Origin of the sequence: Leucobacter soli, from assembly GCF_042659205.1 — a bacterium.
Lineage (GTDB): Bacteria > Actinomycetota > Actinomycetes > Actinomycetales > Microbacteriaceae > Leucobacter > Leucobacter soli.
Window position 1 is genome coordinate 1 of sequence record NZ_JBHSRW010000040.1, and the last position, 15,764, is coordinate 15,764.

Genomic DNA, 15,764 nt, shown 5'->3' on the forward strand with positions numbered 1-15,764 from the left:
GGGCTCTGGCTCCGAAGCGGCTGGGCAGGCAGAGGATGACACGCCCAACGCCATCCACACGTTTTGGCCGGTAACCCCCGAACCGGGAGTCGGGGTACGGCCGGGCAGGGATGGATGGGGCCGGGATGGAGGGCCGGTAACCCGTAACCCGTAGCCCGTAGCCTCTCACCCGCGCTGGGCGCGCCGAAAAAGAAAAACCCCCGACTGATCGGGGGTTTTATCTGTGCGCGATACTGGGATCGAACCAGTGACCTCTTCCGTGTCAGGGAAGCGCGCTACCGCTGCGCCAATCGCGCCTGTTCAGGCTGTTCAATTGTAGCGAGGTGGCGACGGGATTCGAACCCGTGTATACGGCTTTGCAGGCCGCTGCCTCGCCTCTCGGCCACGCCACCGGAGTGGTTGACACCACAAGCGGCCCGCCTGAACGGGCCACTGGAGCGGATGACGAGACTCGAACTCGCGACCCTCACCTTGGCAAGGTGATGCGCTACCAACTGCGCTACATCCGCACGTACACGTTGCCGCGTACCTGAATGACTATAGGGGGTGTTCCCGGGCCATCGCAAATCGCGCGCGGAATGTGACGGCAGACCCGCGGGTTCCCGCCGATCTCGCCCGATACCACCGGCGTGGCGCCCGGATGGGGTGGTCACGACGGCCGTGAAATCCGTGTATAGTCGTTGAGGTTGGCAACGCGTCGCAGCGCTGCCGAGGGGCGATTGGCGCAGTTGGTAGCGCGCTTCCTTCACACGGAAGAGGTCATCAGTTCGAGTCTGGTATCGCCCACCGAATCCGTACAGGAGCCCCTATGGCATCGAAGCAGCCCGCGATGTCCCCTTCGGACATCCCGGTCGACGAAGTACTCGACCGCGCGACGGGACCGCGACGGGCGGAGGCCGAAGAACTACTGGCTTTGCATCGCGAGGTCAGCGGCGCGGCACCGGTGGTCTGGGCCGGCCGCATCATCGGCTTCGGCGAGTACGAGTACCGCTACGAGAGCGGACACGGCGGCCGGGCTCCCCTGCTCGCCTTCGCCCCCGGTCCGACGAGGCACACGATCTACTTGAGCAACGATTTCTCGGAGCGCTGGCCCGACCTCATGGCGGCGCTCGGCCGGCATCGCGCCAGCAAGGTCTGCCTCTACCTCACCCGGTTGACGGGGATCGACCGCGACGCGCTGCGCGCCCTCCTCGAGCGCTCCCTCGCTGACACGCTCGAGGAATGGGGCTGAGCGGCGGATGTCGGCTCGGGCGAATGCGCTCGGGGTTCAAGCCGATCCGAACGGCCCCTTGACGGCGCGCCGGAGGGCGAGCGCGCCCCAGATCATCGAAGCGCCGAGCGCGAGGGTGCACAGGCCGGCGACGACCGCGATCAGGGCGAGCGCGACGGACGGCCAGACCAGGCCGAAGATGCCCGCGAGCATGAGCAGGAGCGCCGGCGCGACCACGAGGGCGGACCCGCGCTGCGCGAGACCGAGACCGAGGATCAGCCAGGCCGCCCCGAGCGCGAGGAGCGCGACCGCGAAGAAGGTGACGATCGCCCCCGCGGTGAACTCCGCGAACAGGATCGCGAGGACGCCGGCGAGGAGGAGCACGACCCCGCCGACTGCGGCGAGCGGCCCGCGGCCGCGAACGAGGATCGCGAGACCGTTCGCGATCAGCACCGTGCCGAAAAGGATCGACAGGAGCCACGTGGCCGCGATGAACGGCCAGACGAGCAGCGCGGCCCCTGCGGCTGAGACGAGCGCACCGACCGCGACCAGCAGCCACCAGGGCGACCGACCGCCGGGGTTCCGGTTCGGCGGCGTCTGGTCCGGCACGATCTCCCACGTCATACCCGCAGCATAGCGCCGGCGACTGTACGCCCTCCGGGCTGCGCCGGGTACCGGCTCGAGCGCATACTGGGATCCCGACCGAAAGTTCGAAGGAGCCCACTCATGGCAAAGCTGCGCGCGCACAACCTGGCCGTCTCGCTCGACGGATTCGGCTCCGGCGCGGGCCAGAGCCTCCAGACCCCGTTCGGTCATGCGGGTACGCGGTTGATGGAGTGGTACTTCCCCACCCCGACCTTCCAGGGGATGACCGGCGATCGCGAACGGCAGGCGGTCGACCCGGCCCATGAGCCCGACGACGTCTTCGCACGGCGCAGTCTGGAGGGGATCGGTGCCGAGATCATGGGGGCCGGCAAGTTCGGCCCTCCTGGCTGGCAGGACGACCCCGAATGGCGCGGCTGGTGGGGCGAGGAGCCGCCGTTTCACTCCCCCGTCATCGTGCTGACGCACCGCCCGAGGCCCGCGCTCCAGGTCGGGGAGACGACCTTCCAGTTTCTCGACACGACGCCGGAGGCCGCGTTGGAGGCGGCCTTCGAGGCAGCCGGCGGCCTGGACGTCCGGCTCGGCGGCGGCCCCACCACGGTGCGCGAGTTCCTGAAGCGCGGACTCGTCGATATGCTCCACGTGGTGCAGGTGCCCATCCTGCTCGGTCGCGGTGCAGCGCTGTGGACGGGACTCGAGGGCCTCGAGCGCGACTACGACGTCGAGTCGACGACCACTCCGAGCGGGGTCACCCACATCGTGTTCACGCGTCGCTGAGACCGGCCGCGCCCGACGAGCAGCGCGCTCAGCCGCCAGCGCCGCGATACGCCGCGACGGCCTGCACCGCGCGCACGAATCGATCCTTCGAAAGCACATGCCCCTCGCGGCGCATGCCGTCGGCGTGGACTCGGAGCACACGATCGGGGGCGAGGAAGCTCTCACGGCCCTGCGCATCCCAGCCTCCGGTGCCCACGGAGACGAAACCGCGATGCTGCTTCGTGCTGAGGTAGCATCCTGCGAACGTCTCGTCGTCGATTCGGGCGATGATCAGCACCGGCCGATCCTTGCCGCGTCCGTCGTTCTCGGCGTAGGGCACCCAGGTCCATACGATTTCTCCGGGATCGGGCTCTCCGTCGATCTCTGGAGCGTAGCTCGGTTCCAGCCTCCGGATCTCCGCGGACGTCAGATCGCGCGTCGCCTCGTCGCCCCATCTGCCGGGACTCTCCCCCGGGTCCTGCGCGTGCGCCGCGGAGGGATCGGATCCGTCTGATCGATCGGAGCGGAGCACCGCCGGAGCCGAGGATCGCTGCTGCGAAGATCGCGGCCTCGAGGAGCGGGGCGTCCCGGATCTCGATCCGCCCGATCGCGATCTCGCCGAGTTCCGGCGGCGGAGGCCCACGGCGAGCCCGCCGAGCAGCAGCAGACCGAGCAGCTGAGCCCAGGGCGGCAGTCCGCCGAGCAGCTCGGCGAGCTCGTTCACGCCTCGACCGTGCCCTGCGTGAGCGCGTTGAGCCGCGACATGCAGCGCAGGTACTTCTTGCGGTAGCCGCCGTCGAGCATGCCGCCCCCGAAGATCGAGGTGAGCGGCACGCCGGTCGCGCGGATCGGGATCTGCGCGTCGTAGACGCGGTCGATGAACGCGACGAAGCGCAGCGCAGCGGACTGGTCCGTGAGCTCATGGACCTCGCGCAGGCCGATGGTCTGCACGCCTCCGAGCATGCCGACGTAGCTCGACGGATGCACGGTGGCCAGGTGGGCGATGAGCTCGTCGAAGGCGTCGTCGGTCATCCGCTCACCGGATGCCGCGACGTCGGCAAGGGTGAAGCGGTAGGCGTCGTCGCTCAGCACGACCGCCTCGCCGTCGATATCGCGCTGCCGGTAGTCGACCCCGTCGATGCGGATGGTCACGAAGCGATCGGACATCGCCTGGATCTCGCGCAGGAAGTCGGCGGCCGCGAACCTGCCCTCGCCCAGTGCGTTCGGCGGCGTGTTCGACGTGGCGACGATACGCGATCCGGTCTTCACCAGGTCGCCGATGAGGCGGGTCATCAGCATGGTGTCGCCGGGATCGTCGAGCTCGAACTCGTCGATACAGATGAGGCGGGCGCCCTGCAGCACGCCGATCGCGCCCGCATAGCCCAGTGCCCCCACCAGCGCGGTGTACTCGATGAAGGTGCCGAAGTACTTGCGCCCCGCGGTCGCGTGCCAGGTCGCGGCGAGCAGGTGCGTCTTGCCCACGCCGAAGCCGCCGTCGAGATAGACCCCCGGCTTCGTCGGAGCCGGCTGGGCCTCGGCCTTCTTCTTCCGCCCGAACAGGCCTCCGTGGGCGATCGGCTGCGCCGGCTCCGCGAAACGGCGGAGCGTGTCCCTGGCCTCGGCCTGGGACGGGTGGTCGTCGTCCGGACGATAGGAGTCGAACGTCGCCCCGTTGAACTGCCGGGGCGGTACCATCCGAGCCACCAGTTCGGTTCCGGCGATGTCGGGATGACGATCGACGAGGCGGGCGGAACTGTGCTGCGAGGAATCGGACATCGCCGACCAGTCTAGCCGGGGCCGCGGGTTGCGTACGCCGACCCCGGGGTCCGCCCTTCCTCTTCCCCGGCGTGGCAACCCGGTGCGCCCGGACGGGAAGCCTAGTCTCTGCTGTGTGAAGGCTGAAGGATCGAGCGACGACGCGGTGTTCGACGCCGCGGCGGCGGAGTTGCGCGCAGCACAGCTCCGGCGGGAACTGCAGGTGCGGGAGATCCCGGCTCCCGAGCGGATCGCTCCGCGTTCCGTCGCCTTCGCGGCGGGCGTGGCGCACGGCTCCTCCCATCCTGCGGACGACGAGGGCGACTCTCCCTACGGCGCCGGGCGTCTCGTGCTGATGCACGATCCCGATTCGGCGGATGAGTGGGGCGGAGAGTTCCGCATCGTCTGCTTCGCGCAGGCGCCGCTCGAGATGGAGATCGGAGTCGACCCGTTCATCGCCGACGTCGCCTGGTCCTGGCTCGTCGATGCGCTCGATTCCCGGGGGGCGGAGTACACGTACGCCTCGGGCACGGCCACGAAGACGCTCTCGACCGGCTTCGGCACGCTGGAGAGCCAGGGCGATGCCGCCCAGATCGAGATCCGCGCCTCCTGGACGCCGCAGGGCGGCGGCTTCGGCGCGCATGCGGAGGCCTGGGGCGAGCTGCTCTGCCTGCTCGCCGGCCTGCCGCATCAGGAGGGGGTCGCCTCGCTCGGGGCGAAGCGCGCGCAGCGCGGCAGTCGCGCATGAGCACGGATTCCCGGGAGGCAGAACCCGCCGAGGTGCTCGAGCAGCACGAGCTCGACACGGACTGGACGATGGTGGTCGACGATGGCGGGGTCGAGCACGCCGCCGAGATGCTCGCAGCCGGATCCGGTCCGGTCGGCGTCGACGCGGAGCGGGCTTCGGGCTTCCGCTACGGCTCCGATGCCTATCTGGTGCAGGTCTTCCGCCGTGGCGCCGGCACCTTCCTCTTCGATCCCGTCGGGATCGACCGCTTCGCCCCGCTCGCCGAGGCGCTCGGTTCGGACGTCTTGGGCGAGGACGAGTGGATCCTGCACTCCGCGAGTCAGGATCTGGCCTGCCTCGCAGCGCTCGGCCTCACACCTGAGCGCCTCTTCGACACGGAACTCGCCTCGCGTCTGCTCGGCTTCGAACGCGTGGGCCTCGGCAGCCTGGTCGAGCGCCTGCTCGGGATCAGGCTGCACAAGGCGCACTCGGCCGCGGACTGGTCGAGGCGGCCGCTCCCGGACGACTGGCTCGAGTACGCGGCGCTCGACGTCGCTCTTCTGCCCGAGCTGCGCGACGCCATCGCGGCCGAGCTCGATGCGCAGGGCAAACGCGATATCGCGGAGCAGGAGTTCGAGGCGACGCGGATCCGGCCCCCGAAGGCGCCGCAGGCCGAGCCGTGGCGCCGCCTCAACGGGGGCAACCGGCTGAAGTCCCCGCGGGAGCTCGCGATCGCTCGGGAGCTCTGGCTCGCCCGTGACGAGCTCGCCCGCGAGAAGGATGTCGCTCCCGGGCGCCTGCTCCCCGACTCCTCGATCGTGGTGGCGGCCCAGGCGCAGCCGCGATCCGCCGGCCAACTGGCCGCCAACAAGGACTTCACCGGCCGGGCGAGCCGTAGCGAACTCGATCGCTGGTGGCGCGCCTCGCTGCGCGGTAAGACCACGGACGACCCTCCGGGGCCCCGACCGCGGGATCGCGACGCCATGCCCCATCACCGGGGTTGGGCGCAGCGGCACCCGGATGCGGCGGCACGGCTCGCCGCGGCCCGGGAGGCGGTGGCGGCCGAAGCGGAACGGCAGCACATGCCGGTCGAGAACCTGCTCACTCCAGACACGCTCCGTCGCGTGGCCTGGGATCCGCCTCGTCCGGCGACCGCGGAGGCGGTGTCGGAACGACTCGCCGCACTCGGCGCACGACCCTGGCAGATTGTGATTACTGCACCATTGATCTCTGCTGCTTTTGTAGAGGTCGCATAATCCAGTGCGGGTGCCCCGGAGCTCGGATCGTGATTCCGTACCGCATCGCCCCGCGACCGATCATCATTCCTAGTATTGAATGCGTGGCCTTCGCCGACACGGAGAAGGCTCGGATGCACAGGCTCGTTTCAAAGGAGGAACAGTGGCCGGACAGAGAGAAGTCGTGTTCGTGGACGGGGTCCGCACCCCGTTCGGGCGCGCCGGTGAAAAGGGCATGTACTGGGGCACCCGTGCCGACGACCTCGCGGTGAAGGCACTGCAGGGGCTGCTGGAGCGCAACCCCGGGCTCCCCCTCGACCGCGTCGACGACGTCGGCATCGCCGCGACGACCCAGCAGGGCGACCAGGGGCTCACCCTCGGGCGCACGGCCGCGATCCTCGCCGGCCTGCCGATCTCCGTCCCGGGCTTCGCGCTCGACCGCATGTGCGCGGGCGCCATGACCACGGTCGCCCTCACCGGCAGCGCGATCGGCGCCGGCCACTACGACGTCGCGATCGCCGGCGGCGTCGAGCACATGGGCCGCCACCCGATCGGCCTCGATGCCGACCCGAACCCCCGCTTCGTCTCGGAGAAGATCGTCAGCCCCGACGCCCTGAACATGGGAGTCACCGCCGAGCGCCTGCACGACCGGTTCCCGCAGCTCACCAAGGAACGGGCCGACCGCTTCGGCATGCTCAGCCAGCACAAGGTCCAGGCGGCCTACGACCGCGGCGACATCCAGTCGGATCTCGTCCCCGTCGCGTTCCGCTCGGAAGCGGGCTGGGGGCTCGCGACCGAGGATGAGGGCCGCCGCCCCAACACCACGATGGACGATCTCGCCGGGCTCAAGACCCCGTTCCGGCCGCACGGACGGGTGACCGCCGGCACGTCCTCGCCGCTCACGGACGGCGCGACCATGTCGATCCTCGCCGGCGCGGACACCGCGAAGGAGCTCGGGCTGAGCGCGAAGATGCGGATGGTCGGCTTCGCCTTCGCCGGCGTGCCCGCCGAGGTCATGGGTCTCGGGCCGGTCCCCTCGACGGAGAAGGCCCTGCGGCGCGCCGGCCTCGAGATCGACGACATCGGCATCTTCGAGCTCAACGAGGCCTTCGCCGTGCAGGTGCTCTCCTTCACCGACCACTTCGGCATCGCCGACGACGACCCCCGGGTGAACCCCTGGGGCGGCGCCATCGCCTTCGGCCATCCGCTCGCCGCCTCCGGCGTGCGCCTGATGCTCCAGCTCGCGCGCCAGTTCGAGCAGCGACCGGACGTCCGCTACGGGCTCACCGCGATGTGCGTCGGCCTCGGCCAGGGCGGCACCGTGATCTGGGAGAACCCGCATTTCGACGGGAAGAAGGGGAAGAAGTGACCATGACCGACTACACCGCCATCGATTTCACTCCGCTCCTCGACGCCGCCGGCCCCGCCTCCGACGGGGGCCGCGACACGGGTGAGGTGGTCACGCACAGCTACGTGCGCGACGTCGCCCTCCCCTCCGGCGGCGTACTCGCCCTGATCACCCTCGACAACGGGCACGACCACACGCGGCCGAACACTCTCGGCCCCCGCACGCTCCAGGAGCTCGGGGCCGCGCTCGACGCGCTCGCCGCACGCGCCGGGAGCGGCGAAATCCGCGCCGTCGCGGTGACCGGCAAGCCCTTCATCTTCGCCGCGGGCGCCGACCTGTCGAAGGTCTCCACGCTGGCGAACGAGGAGAACGCGCGGCTGATGGCCCAGTACGGCCACTTCGTGCTCGGGAAGCTCGGCAAGCTCGGCGTGCCCTCCTTCGCCTTCGTCAACGGGCTCGCCCTCGGCGGAGCGATGGAGATCGCCCTGAACTGCGACTACCGCACGCTCGACTCCTCCACCGCGGCACTCGCCTTCCCCGAGGTGTTCCTCGGCCTCATCCCCGGGTGGGGCGGTGCCACGATCGTCCCGAACCTCGTCGGCATCGAGAAGGCGATCGAGATCATCGTCTCCAACCCGCTCAAGAACAACCGCATGCTGAAGCCGAAGGATGCGCTCGACGCGGGGCTCTTCGACGTCATGTTCGGTGCGGCGAGCTTCCTGGAGCGTTCGGTCCGCTGGGCGGACGGCGTGCTGAACGGGGCGATCACCGTCGAACGGCCGAATGTCCCGGGCAAGATGGAGCGCCTGACGAAATGGCCGATCGCCATCAAGATCGCGCGGGACACGCTCAAGGGCCGGATCGGCACCGCAGCGAAGTCTCCGTACCTCGCGCTGGATCTGCTCGCCGCAGCGAAGGACGGCGATATCGCCGCAGGCTTCGCACGGGAGGACGAGGCGCTGACGTCGCTGATCTCGGGCGACCAGTTCCACGCCTCGATCTACGCCTTCGACCTCGTGCAGAAGCGGGCCAAGCGTCCGGCCGGCGCCCCGCCCAAGGAGCTCGCCCAAAAGGTGCAGAAGGTCGGGATCATCGGCGCCGGGCTGATGGCGAGCCAGTTCGCCCTCCTGTTCGCCCGGAAATTGCGGGTGCCGGTCCTCATCACCGATATCGATCAGGCCAGAGTCGACAAGGGGCTCGACTACATCCGCGGCGAGATCGACAAGATGCTCGAGAAGGGGCGCCTGACGCCCGACGACGCGAACCAGGTGCGCGCCCTCGTGCAGGGCACGACCGATAAGTCGCTCTACGCCGACTGCGACTGGGTGATCGAGGCCGTGTTCGAGGAGCTCGGCGTCAAGCAGCAGGTCTTCGCGGAGATCGAGCCGATCATCGCCGAGACGGCGATCATCGCGACGAACACCTCGTCCCTCTCGGTCGAGAACATCGGAGCGAAGCTCGCGCACCCCGAGCGCCTCGTCGGCTTCCACTTCTTCAACCCGGTTGCCGTGATGCCGCTGATCGAGGTCGTGAAGGTGCCGACCACGAACGAGGCGACGCTCGCGACCGCGATGGAGGTTGCGAAGCGACTCGGCAAGAGCGCGGTGATCACGGCCGACCGGCCCGGCTTCGTCGTGAACCGACTGCTGGCGAAGGTCTTCGGCGAGGCCGCCCGTGCCCTGGACGACGGCACCCCGGTCGCCGCCGTGGAGCGGGCCTACGCCCCGATCGGGCTGCCCATGGGCCCCTTCGAGCTGATCGACCTGGTCGGTTGGAAGGTCGCCGCCCACGTGCAGGACACGATGGTCGGTGCATTCCCCGACCGCTTCTACGCCTCCGAGAACCTGCACCGCGCCGCAGACCTCGAGCAGGTCGTCGAGAAGGACAAGCACGGCAAGGTCGTCGACCTCTCGAAGGCCGCGAAGAAGGCGCTGATCCTCGGCACCTCCCCCGTCGCCGAGGAGGAGATCCTCCGCCGCGTGCAGGAGGGACTGGCGAACGAGATCAAGCTCATGCTCGACGAGGGCGTGGTCGCCGCGGCCGAGGACATCGACCTCTGCATGATCCTCGGCGCCGGCTGGCCGTTCCAGGCGGGCGGGGCGACGCCCTACCTCGATCGGGTCGGTGCCAGCGAGCGCGCCTTCGGCGACAAATTCCACCACCCGCCGATCGCGGGAACCCACGGGTAAGGTTCCTCCGCCCGTCATTCTGCGCGGAGCACGCAGTACGGAGTCGCAGGATCCACCTCGGTCTCGATCGGCTTGGATCCTGCGACTCGCTGCACGAGCGCGGAATGACGGATCAGGAGGTTCTGCGCGGGCGCAGGGCCACGCCTACTCGGGGCGCGCGATCGGGATTCGGGTGCCGCGCACCTGCTCGGCCACGTCGGCCGCGATTCGCTCGGCAGTGAGGCCCGCCTCCGCAAGCAGCTCACCGCGCGTCGCGTGCTCCGGGAACTCGTCGGGCACGCCGAGCTCGCCGACCGCGGTGTCCACGCCGGCGTCGCGCAGTGCCTGCCGGATCCGGGTGCCCACTCCCCCGACGCGGATGCCGTCCTCGATGCTGATCAGCAGTCGGTGCCGCCGGGCGAGCTCGGTCACCGCCTCGTTCACGGGTACCACCCAGCGCGGGTCGATCACGGTCGAGGTGATGCCCTCCTCGGCGAGCAGGGCCGCCGCGTCGAGCGCGATCCTGGCCATCGGACCGACGGTCACGAAGAGCACATCGGCGCCGTCGTCCGCGGTCTCGGCGAGCACGTCAACGCCCTCCGGGGTCCGCCGCAGCGCCGGAAGCGGATCGCCGACCGGCCCCTTCGGGTAGCGGATCACGGTCGGGCCGTCGTCGATCGCGACCGCCTCCCCCAGCAGCTCGCGGAGCGTCGCCTCGTCGCGGGGCGCGGCGATTCTGATGCCGGGGACGACCTGCAGAATCGCGAGGTCCCAGACCCCGTTGTGGCTCGCGCCGTCCGGGCCGGTGATGCCGGACCGGTCGAGGGCGAGGGTGACCCCGGCCCGGTGCAGGGCGACGTCCATGAGCAGCTGGTCAAAGGCGCGGTTGGCGAAGGTCGCATAGATCGCGACAACGGGATGCAGTCCGCCGTAGGCGAGCCCCGCGGCGGTGGTCACCGCGTGCTGTTCGGCGATGCCGACGTCGTAGACCCGTTGCGGAAATCGATTCGCGAACGCCTCCAGACCGGTCGGCGCCAGCATGGCGGCCGTGATCCCGACGATGCGCGGGTTCTCCGTGGCCAGCTCGACGATGCGATCGCCGAAAACGCCGGTGAAGCTCGGGCCGCCGCCGCCGCCGATCGCGAGCCCGGTATCCGGATCGATCTGGCCGATCGCGTGGAATTGATCCGCCTCGTCGTTCTCCGCGGGAGCGTACCCCCGGCCCTTCTCGGTGATCACGTGGACGAGGGCGGGGCGTCCGTACTCCTTGGCCTGGCGCAGCGCGTGCTCCAGCGCCTGGAGATCGTGACCGTCGACCGGGCCGACGTACTTGATGTCGAGGTTGCTGTAGAGATCCTGGTTTCCCGAAGCCCGGCTCACGAAGCCGCGCACGGCTCCGCGGGTCGCACGGTAGACGGTGCGCCCCGGAGCGCCGAGGCGCCCGAAGAAGCGTTCGCTGCCCTCCTGCAGCTCCCGGTAGCCGCCGGTCACGCGCACGCTGTTGAGGAATCGCGCCATGCCGCCGATCGTCGGCGCGTAGGATCGCCCGTTGTCGTTCACCACGATGACCAGGTTGCGGTCGTTGTCGTCCGTGATGTTGTTGAGCGCTTCCCAGGTCATGCCTCCGGTCAGCGCCCCGTCGCCGACGACCGCTACCACGTGGCGATCCGCCTGGCCGGTGCTGGCGAAGGCGCGGCTGATGCCGTCGGCCCAGCTGAGCGAGCTCGAAGCGTGCGAGCTCTCGACGATATCGTGCTCGCTCTCGGCGCGACGGGGGTAGCCGGAGAGGCCTCCGCGCTGGCGGAGCCGGGAGAAGTCCTGCCGACCCGTCAGGAGCTTGTGCACGTAGGCCTGGTGGCCGGTATCCCATACGACCGGATCGCGCGGGGAGTCGAACACGCGGTGCAGGGCGATGGTCAGCTCGACGACGCCCAGGTTCGGGCCGAGGTGCCCGCCGGTCTTTGCGACCTCGGAGATCAGGAACTCGCGGATCTCGGCGGCCAGCGCCTCGAGCTCGTCACCGCTCAGCGCATCCAGATCGCGCGGTCCGGTGATTCGTTCGAGCATCACACCAGTCTAGTGAAACAGGGGCGGTCCCGAGCGCATGCCCGGAACCGCCCCTGTTCTAAGCGGAACCGCCTAGACGAGCGACCTCAGCACGTACTGGAGGATCCCGCCGTTGCGGTAGTAGTCCGCCTCACCCGGGGTGTCGATGCGTACGACCGCGTCGAACTCGACGGTGGAACCGTCGGCCTTCGTGGCGACGACGGCGACCGTCTTCGGGGTGACGCCCTCGTTGAGCGCGGTCACGCCCGAGATGTCGAACGTCTCGGTGCCGTCGAGTCCGAGGCTGTCGGCGCTCTCGCCCGCCGGGAACTGGAGCGGCAGCACGCCCATGCCGATCAGGTTCGAACGGTGGATGCGCTCGAAGCTCTCGGTGATGACGGCCTTGACGCCGAGGAGGCTCGTGCCCTTCGCCGCCCAGTCGCGCGAGGAGCCGGAGCCGTACTCCTTTCCGCCGAGCACGACGAGCGGGATGCCCGCGGCCTGGTAGTTCTGCGAAGCGTCGTAGACGTAGGCCTGAGGGCCGCCCTCCTGGGTGAAATCGCGGGTGAAGCCGCCCTCCACGTTCTCGAGCAGCTGGTTGCGGATGCGGATGTTCGCGAAGGTGCCGCGGATCATCACTTCGTGGTTGCCGCGACGCGATCCGTACGTGTTGAAGTCCTTCGGCGCGATGCCGTTGGCGACGAGGTACTGGCCGGCCGGGGTCTCGGCCTTGAAGCTGCCCGCCGGGCTGATGTGGTCGGTCGTGACCGAATCGCCGAGCTTCAGCAGCACGCGCGCTCCCGAGATGTCGCTCACCGGCGACGGCGCGAGCTCCATGCCGTCGAAGTACGGGGCCTTGCGCACGTAGGTCGAGTTCTCGTCCCACGCGAAGGTGTTGCCGTCGGGCGTGGGCAGCGAGGTCCAGTGCTCGTCGCCGTCGAAGACCGTGGCGTACTTCGAGACGAACATGTCGGAGTCGATCGACGTGTCGGCGATCTTCTGCACCTCGACCGGGTCGGGCCAGATGTCGCGCAGGAAGACGTCGTTCCCGTCTCCGTCCAGGCCGAGCGACTCGGTCTCGAAGTCGAAGTCCATCGTGCCGGCGAGCGAGTACGCGATCACGAGCGGCGGGCTCGCGAGGTAGTTCATCTTGATGTCCGGATTGATGCGGCCCTCGAAGTTGCGGTTGCCCGAGAGCACCGCCGTGACGGCCAGGTCCTTGTCGTTGACCGCCTGCGAGATCTCGTCGTTCAGCGGGCCCGAGTTGCCGATGCAGGTCACGCAGCCGTAGCCGACCGTGTAGAAGCCGAGCGCCTCGAGGTCGGTCTTGAGCCCGGACTTCTCGTAGTAGTCGGTGACCACCTTCGAGCCCGGGGCGAGCGTGGTCTTGACCCACGGCTTGGCCTTGAGCCCCTTGGCGGCCGCGTTGCGCGCCAGCACGCCCGCCGCGAGCATGACCGACGGGTTCGAGGTGTTGGTGCACGAGGTGATCGAGGCGAGGGTGACCGCGCCGTGATCCAGCTCGAACTCGCGCCCCTTCTCGTCCGTGACCTTCGCGGGGTTCGAGGCCTGGGCGTAGTTCTTGAGATCGGTCTCGAACTGGGTCTTCGCGCGGCTCAGCTCGATGCGGTCCTGCGGGCGCTTCGGGCCGGCGATCGACGAGACCACGGTACCGAGGTCGAGTTCGAGGTACTCGCTGAACTCGGGCTCGTGGGCCGGATCGTGCCACATGCCCTGAGCCTGGGTGTACGCCTTGACGAGCGCGATCTGCTCATCGCTGCGACCGGTGAGGCGCAGGTAGTCGAGCGTCACGTCGTCGATCGGGAACATCGCGGCGGTCGAACCGAACTCGGGGCTCATGTTGCCGATGGTCGCCCGGTTGGCGAGCGGCACCGAGCCGACGCCCTCGCCGTAGAACTCGACGAACTTGCCGACGACGCCGTGCTTGCGCAGCATCTGCGTGATGGTGAGGACCACGTCGGTCGCGGTGACGCCGGCGGGGATCTGGCCCGAGAGCTTGAACCCGACGACGCGCGGGATGAGCATCGAGATGGGCTGGCCGAGCATCGCGGCCTCGGCCTCGATGCCGCCGACGCCCCACCCGAGGACGCCGAGGCCGTTCTCCATGGTGGTGTGCGAATCGGTGCCGACGCAGGTGTCGGGGTAGGCCAGGAGTGCGCCGTCGACCTCGCGTGTGAAGGTGACGCGGGCCAGGTATTCGATGTTGACCTGGTGCACGATGCCGGTGCCCGGGGGCACGACCTTGAACTCGTCGAAGGCGCCCTGGCCCCAGCGGAGGAACTGGTAGCGCTCGCCGTTGCGCTGGTACTCGATCTCGACGTTCTTCGCCGCGGCGCCCGGCGTGCCGTACACGTCGGAGATGACCGAGTGGTCGATGACCATCTCGGCGGGGGCCAGCGGATTGATCTGGTCGGGGCTGCCGCCGAGATCGACGACGGCCTCGCGCATCGTGGCGAGGTCCACGACGCAGGGCACACCGGTGAAGTCCTGCATGATCACGCGCGCGGGCGTGAACTGGATCTCGGTATCGGGCTCGGCCGCCGGATCCCAGCTGCCGAGTGCCTCGATGTGCTGGGCGGTGACGTTGGCGCCGTCCTCGGTGCGCAGCAGGTTCTCGAGCAGCACCTTCAGGCTGTAGGGCAGTCGCTTCGACCCCGCCACCTTGTCGATGCTGAAGATCTGATGCTCGACGCCGCCCACCGTGAGGGTGGTCTGCGCACCGAAGCTATTGAGTGATGCCATGACCGCTCCGTTTCGAAAATATCTCGATGTCGAGACAATTCTACACGGAACTCCGCGGCAGAACGCCCGCCGAGCCGCGTCCAGCAGAACGGGTCGGCGTGTTATTCATCCGATGATTGGACGGGGTCGTGCTCCTCGTGAGCAGGATCCCCCGCGGCGGCGTTCACCCGTGCCAGGACGAGCCACGTGAACACGGCGGCGAGGGCGAACAGCGGTACGCCCATGACGAGCCTGGCGACGCCGAGCGCCTCGAGCGCGCCGTCATGGCCCTGCTCCGCGGCGAAGTAGAACGGGAGCTGCACGGCGAGCCGCGCCGAGAACACGATCGCCCACAGCGCCGTGCACAGCGCCGCGGCCCGCCGCAGCACCCGGACCCGACGCCACTCGGTGAAGGATCCGCGCACGAAGCCGAGCAGCAGGCCGATCAGCGGCCATCCCAAGGCGAGCGAGATCGTATAGGCGAGGATCCAGGCGGCATTGATGAAGAAGCCGGGCACGAAGTAGTTCTGCCCGTCGCCGGTGAACAGCACGGCTGCGGCGCACACCGCCACGCCGAGCAGCCCCGAGAGCGCGGAGGAGAGCGTCTCCCGGCGCACGAGTCGCACGGCGACCGCGATGAGCGAGATGACCACGGGAGCGATCGCGGCGATCCGCGCCTCGCGCGTCACGACGAACACCACAAGGAACACCGTGGCCGGCAGCAGTGATTCGACGACTCCGCGCCACCCGCCGATGATCTCGAGCACGCCGCCTGCGCTGACCGACTCGCCCTCGAGTCCAGCGGCGACCGCGCGGGTCAGTCCGCCCCGCGGGGCGCCGGCGGCCGTCCCGTCCGATTCCGTCCCGTCAGATCCCTTCGCCTCCGGGACCTGCCCGTGCTCCGGCGCCGCCTCCCGCCCGGCGTCCTGAGCGGGCTCGCTCACGCGGCTCCCGGCCCGGCCTGGGGCACGCCTGCCGGCATCGTCAGCAGCAGCAGCTCGCTCGGAGGCATCGGCTGATCGCCTCGCACGACCACGGTCTCTCGGAAGATCTCGTCGATCTTGGCACGGGCCTCGGCATCGACGGTCGCGCGTCCCATGATCACGCCGCGCAGCAGCCAGCGGGGTCCATCGACGCCCACGAAGCGCGCGACGCGCACCCCGCCGCCCTGCTC

The 15,764-nt window shown here is 69.4% G+C and carries 13 protein-coding genes and 4 tRNA genes; 7 read left to right on the forward strand and 10 right to left on the reverse strand.

Annotated elements, in window-relative coordinates:
* Positions 1 to 224: 224 nt before the first annotated feature.
* The 3 genes from ACFPZL_RS04520 to ACFPZL_RS04530 form a co-directional block, all read right to left on the reverse strand.
* A tRNA-Val gene (locus ACFPZL_RS04520) sits at positions 225 to 296 on the reverse strand.
* A gap of 25 nt (positions 297 to 321) precedes the next feature.
* Positions 322 to 392, reverse strand: a tRNA-Cys gene (locus ACFPZL_RS04525).
* A 41-nt stretch (positions 393 to 433) separates the two neighbouring features.
* A tRNA-Gly gene (locus ACFPZL_RS04530) sits at positions 434 to 509 on the reverse strand.
* 204 nt (positions 510 to 713) lie between these two features.
* Here ACFPZL_RS04530 and ACFPZL_RS04535 point away from each other — a divergent pair.
* Both ACFPZL_RS04535 and ACFPZL_RS04540 read left to right on the forward strand, forming a co-directional pair.
* Positions 714 to 786: transfer RNA gene (locus ACFPZL_RS04535), tRNA-Val, on the forward strand.
* A gap of 43 nt (positions 787 to 829) precedes the next feature.
* Entirely contained in the window at positions 830 to 1,231 is a 402-nt protein-coding gene (locus ACFPZL_RS04540; RefSeq protein WP_236022018.1) for a DUF1801 domain-containing protein, read from the forward strand.
* A gap of 36 nt (positions 1,232 to 1,267) precedes the next feature.
* Here the strand turns inward: ACFPZL_RS04540 and ACFPZL_RS04545 are convergent, their stop codons facing one another.
* Positions 1,268 to 1,834, reverse strand: a complete 567-nt coding sequence (locus ACFPZL_RS04545) for a DUF308 domain-containing protein (RefSeq protein WP_218115019.1) — start codon at positions 1,832 to 1,834, stop codon at positions 1,268 to 1,270.
* Positions 1,835 to 1,936: 102 nt separating this feature from the next.
* Between ACFPZL_RS04545 and ACFPZL_RS04550 the strand changes: the two genes are divergently transcribed.
* Entirely contained in the window at positions 1,937 to 2,590 is a 654-nt protein-coding gene (locus ACFPZL_RS04550) for a dihydrofolate reductase family protein (RefSeq protein WP_218115018.1), read from the forward strand.
* A 28-nt stretch (positions 2,591 to 2,618) separates the two neighbouring features.
* Here the strand turns inward: ACFPZL_RS04550 and ACFPZL_RS04555 are convergent, their stop codons facing one another.
* Positions 2,619 to 3,293: a hypothetical protein gene (locus ACFPZL_RS04555; protein ID WP_236022017.1), complete on the reverse strand. Its 675-nt coding sequence runs from the start codon at positions 3,291 to 3,293 to the stop codon at positions 2,619 to 2,621.
* A complete protein-coding gene (gene zapE / locus ACFPZL_RS04560) occupies positions 3,290 to 4,345 on the reverse strand; it encodes a cell division protein ZapE (protein ID WP_218115017.1) in 1,056 nt (351 codons plus the stop codon). Before zapE ends, ACFPZL_RS04555 begins: the two co-directional genes overlap by 4 nt.
* 115 nt (positions 4,346 to 4,460) lie before the next feature.
* On the opposite strand from zapE, the gene ACFPZL_RS04565 reads away from it, so the two are divergent.
* The 4 genes from ACFPZL_RS04565 (at position 4,461) to ACFPZL_RS04580 (ending at position 9,823) form a co-directional block, all read left to right on the forward strand.
* Positions 4,461 to 5,072, forward strand: coding sequence for a DUF3000 domain-containing protein (locus ACFPZL_RS04565; protein ID WP_218115016.1), 612 nt, complete (start codon positions 4,461 to 4,463; stop codon positions 5,070 to 5,072).
* A gap of 68 nt (positions 5,073 to 5,140) precedes the next feature.
* A complete protein-coding gene (locus ACFPZL_RS04570; protein WP_218115022.1) occupies positions 5,141 to 6,307 on the forward strand; it encodes an HRDC domain-containing protein in 1,167 nt (388 codons plus the stop codon).
* 163 nt (positions 6,308 to 6,470) lie between these two features.
* Entirely contained in the window at positions 6,471 to 7,655 is a 1,185-nt protein-coding gene (locus ACFPZL_RS04575) for a thiolase family protein (protein ID WP_382334776.1), read from the forward strand.
* A 2-nt stretch (positions 7,656 to 7,657) separates the two neighbouring features.
* The gene (locus ACFPZL_RS04580) at positions 7,658 to 9,823 is read left to right on the forward strand and encodes a 3-hydroxyacyl-CoA dehydrogenase NAD-binding domain-containing protein (RefSeq protein WP_218115014.1); all 2,166 of its coding nucleotides are present in this window, start codon (positions 7,658 to 7,660) and stop codon (positions 9,821 to 9,823) included.
* A gap of 144 nt (positions 9,824 to 9,967) precedes the next feature.
* Here ACFPZL_RS04580 and dxs read toward each other — a convergent pair whose 3' ends face one another.
* From dxs to ACFPZL_RS04600, 4 genes are all read right to left on the reverse strand, one after another.
* On the reverse strand, positions 9,968 to 11,869 hold the full coding sequence (gene dxs, locus ACFPZL_RS04585) for a 1-deoxy-D-xylulose-5-phosphate synthase (RefSeq protein WP_218115013.1): 1,902 nt from the start codon (positions 11,867 to 11,869) through the stop codon (positions 9,968 to 9,970).
* Between the two features lie 72 nt (positions 11,870 to 11,941).
* Positions 11,942 to 14,611 (reverse strand): aconitate hydratase AcnA, encoded by a 2,670-nt coding sequence (gene acnA, locus ACFPZL_RS04590; protein WP_218115012.1) that lies wholly within the window; start codon positions 14,609 to 14,611, stop codon positions 11,942 to 11,944.
* A gap of 101 nt (positions 14,612 to 14,712) precedes the next feature.
* Positions 14,713 to 15,534 carry a DUF3159 domain-containing protein gene (locus ACFPZL_RS04595; protein ID WP_218115011.1) on the reverse strand — a complete coding sequence of 274 codons (822 nt, stop codon included), beginning with the start codon at positions 15,532 to 15,534 and terminating at the stop codon, positions 14,713 to 14,715.
* The coding region (locus ACFPZL_RS04600; protein WP_382334774.1) for a DUF3710 domain-containing protein at positions 15,531 to 15,764 on the reverse strand (234 nt) is incomplete at its 5' end. The genes ACFPZL_RS04595 and ACFPZL_RS04600, both read right to left, overlap by 4 nt.